General features: G+C 38.6%; 2 protein-coding genes. Both read left to right on the top strand.

The window, feature by feature from the left end:
* Window positions 1–603: 603 nt before the first annotated feature.
* Complete coding sequence (gene nrdJ, locus EKM78_RS12320; RefSeq protein ID WP_125772642.1) at window positions 604–2850, top strand: ribonucleoside-triphosphate reductase, adenosylcobalamin-dependent; 2247 nt, start codon at window positions 604–606, stop codon at window positions 2848–2850.
* A 139-nt stretch (window positions 2851–2989) separates the two neighbouring features.
* Complete coding sequence (locus EKM78_RS12930; protein WP_164507261.1) at window positions 2990–3139, top strand: hypothetical protein; 150 nt, start codon at window positions 2990–2992, stop codon at window positions 3137–3139.
* Window positions 3140–3273: the final 134 nt, after the last annotated feature.

Here is a 3273-nt window from a genome sequence, read left to right as displayed (position 1 = left end):
TGTCTGGTTCTGGTGCTTCGTTTTTTTCTCTTTTTATTTATTTCTTGCTTGCGTGCTCGTTCCTCACACTCTTGCCTGATTCTGAACTTTTCTTTCTGGTTTATCTATTTACTTTTTCTGATTTCTAACTTGTTTATCATACTTTTACTTGTATTGCTGTATTTTGATGGTTTCGTGCGTTTCTAGTTGTTTTTTTGCTGTAATTGTTAATTGTACTGTCTTTTGTTTTTTTACTTGTAGGGTGATTTTTGGCTTATTTGATAGGTTTGAAAATTTTGGATTTTGTTTCTTTTCTGAATGAAAAAATTCTTGTAAATGTTTGACTTTTGCACTACTAGATGTTGTAAGTGATGTCCTCATGAGATTCATTGTTCTGGGTAAATTGCAAGGGCATTTTTGGTCGAAAATTTTTTTTGGAGCCTTATTTGTGGTTTTTAAAATTATAGCTTGACACCGTTTCACATAGATTCTATGCGGAGTGAGTCGGGTGATAAATTTTGTTTCACGCAGTTTTTTAAAAAATAAATTTTAATACTAGATGTTGTTAAGTTCTTATAAAAGGGATACCATATGTTGTGTTAAAATAATTTTGAGGTGAGCTTGATGGACATCATTAAAACTAAAATTGAACTTAGTCAAGAGTTTATTGACCAAGTTAAAGAAGAAATTAAACCACACTGGGGCGAGCTCGGTTGGGTTACATATAAGAGAACTTATGCACGTTATATTCCTGAATTAGGTCGTACTGAAAATTGGGATGAAACTGTTAAGCGTGTGGTCGAAGGTAATATTAATCTTGATCCTCGTTTACATTCTAAGACTATTAGTACTGACGTTTACAATGAGCTTGTTGAAGAAGCTCAAAACTTATTTAAGTTGGTTTACGGATTATCAGCTACACCATCAGGAAGAAACCTCTGGATTTCTGGTACTGCTTATCAAGATAGAAATGGTGACGCTTTGAATAATTGCTGGTTTATTGCTATTAGACCGCAAAAATATGGCGATAGTCATATTGTTCCTGAATATTTGGATCAGGATCAGAAGGCTGTTTCTATGCCTTATTCATTCATGTTCGATCAATTGATGAAGGGTGGCGGCGTTGGTTTTTCTGTTGTGCCTGATAATGTTAAACAAATTCCTGAAGTCGATGTTAAGACTGACTTGGTTGTTTTGATCGGTAAAGAAAGCGCTTCTTATGATGAGTCGATCGCTGCTGGTGCTGTTGATCGTGACGACTGGATCGAGAATAATGATCTTGAAGCTGGCAGATACTATAAGCTTCCTGACTCACGTGAAGGTTGGGTCGTGGGTAATGCTACGATGATGGACAATCATTTTAGTAATACTAACCCTGACCAAACTTCTCAAGTAGTTTTGGATATTACTGATATTCGTGCTAAAGGTGAAAAGATCAAGGGCTTTGGTGGTACTGCTTCTGGTCCTGTTCCATTGATCGAAATGTTTGAAGACATTAATGACTTGCTGAATAGTAAAGTCGGTCACCGGATCACTTCAGTTGATGCTACTGATATGGGTAACATGATCGGTAAAACTGTTGTTGCTGGTAATGTTCGTCGTTCAGCTGAATTAGCTTTAGGTGGTGCTGAAGATGATGACTTTATTACTATGAAACAAGACCAAGAGAAGCTTTACCATCACCGTTGGGCATCAAATAATAGTGTTGCGGTTGATTCAATGTTCAATGATTACCAACCAATTGCTGATTCGATCAGACATAACGGTGAACCAGGTATCGTTAACCTTGACCTATCGAAGCATTATGGTCGTATTATTGACGGCTACAATAAAGATGCTGACCCTGAAGTTGAGGGTACTAATCCTTGTGGCGAGATTTCATTGAGCAATGGTGAACCTTGCAATTTATTTGAGATTTTCCCACAAGTAGCAACAGAACAAGGCTGGAATCTTGATGAGGCTTTTGCTTTAGCCGCTAGATACACTAAGCGTGTTACTTTCAGTAATTACGATTGGGAAGTTTCTCGTAACGCTATCGCTAAAAATAGAAGAATCGGTGTTTCAATGTCTGGTATCCAAGACTGGATCTTGACTAACTTTGGTCATCGTGTTGTTACTGGTTTTGAAGATGCTGTTGATCAAGAGACTGGCGAGACTTACAAGAAACCTATTTATGATCCTGAGATCGTGAAGGCTGTCGAAAAGATGTATCAAGATGTTGTAGATGCTGATAAAGATTATTCTGATACTTTGAATTGCAATACTTCGGTTAAGCACACGACAGTTAAACCTTCTGGTACTGTTGCTAAATTAGCTGGTGTGTCTGAAGGTATGCACTTCCACTACTCTGGTTATTTGATCCAAAGAATCAGATTCCAAGATTCTGATCCATTGCTTCCTGCACTTAAGGCTTGTGGATACAAGATCGAACCTGATGTTTATACTAAGAACACGATGTGCGTTGAATTTCCTGTTAAGGCTGAAAATGCTGATTCAGAAAACTTTGCTTCAGCTGGAAATGTTTCTATTGCTGAGCAATTCGCTACTCAAGCATTTTTGCAAACTTACTGGTCAGATAATGCTGTAAGTTGTACGGTTACTTTCCAACCTGAGGAAGGCGATGAGATCGCACCATTGATGAGACAATATCGTCATATTACTAAGTCGACTTCGTTGCTTCCTTATAGTGGGGCTGATTTTAAGCAAGCTCCTAAGGAACCTATTGATAAAGAGACTTATTTGAAGAGACTTAGTGAGATCCATGGTGATGTTGCTGAAGAATTTGCTATTGAGAATAATAATCATGATCAGAAAGATTTGGATTTGGTTGATCAATCTGATTGTGCTGGCGGGGCTTGTCCTATTCGCTAGGTTTGTTGCATTCTTGGAAGTTGTTTCCGAGAATGCTTTTTTTATATAGATGTAAGTGAGCTATGGCAGACAGAGGAGTTTTGCTTGGGGCACGTTTTGTTAGTTTGTTTGGTTTGCTGGGATGGAGGTAGTATTTTGGTTGGTACGTTCAATGCCGACTCCGGGGCCCGGGGATACAGACGCTGGAACGTGGTGGGCACATTTTGAACCAATCGAGCAAAGTGCGCTCGCTTGTTTCAAAACTGCACCTTCCTCTAAGCTCCTTCGTCGCCAAGAGGAAACAGGTTAAGATAGGTGAGTAAGTTAATTCTTGACGGAGAATTAATTTACTCACCTTTTTTTGATAAGGTGAATGTGAGATGTACGCCGTAAGTGAAATTGGCACTTGATGCCGTAGAGGAAACTGGCCATTTCGCTAAGGTC

Origin of the sequence: Companilactobacillus furfuricola (genome assembly GCF_003946325.1) — a bacterium.
Taxonomy (GTDB): Bacteria; Bacillota; Bacilli; order Lactobacillales; family Lactobacillaceae; genus Companilactobacillus; species Companilactobacillus furfuricola.
This window is presented reverse-complemented; position numbering and strand designations above follow the sequence as displayed.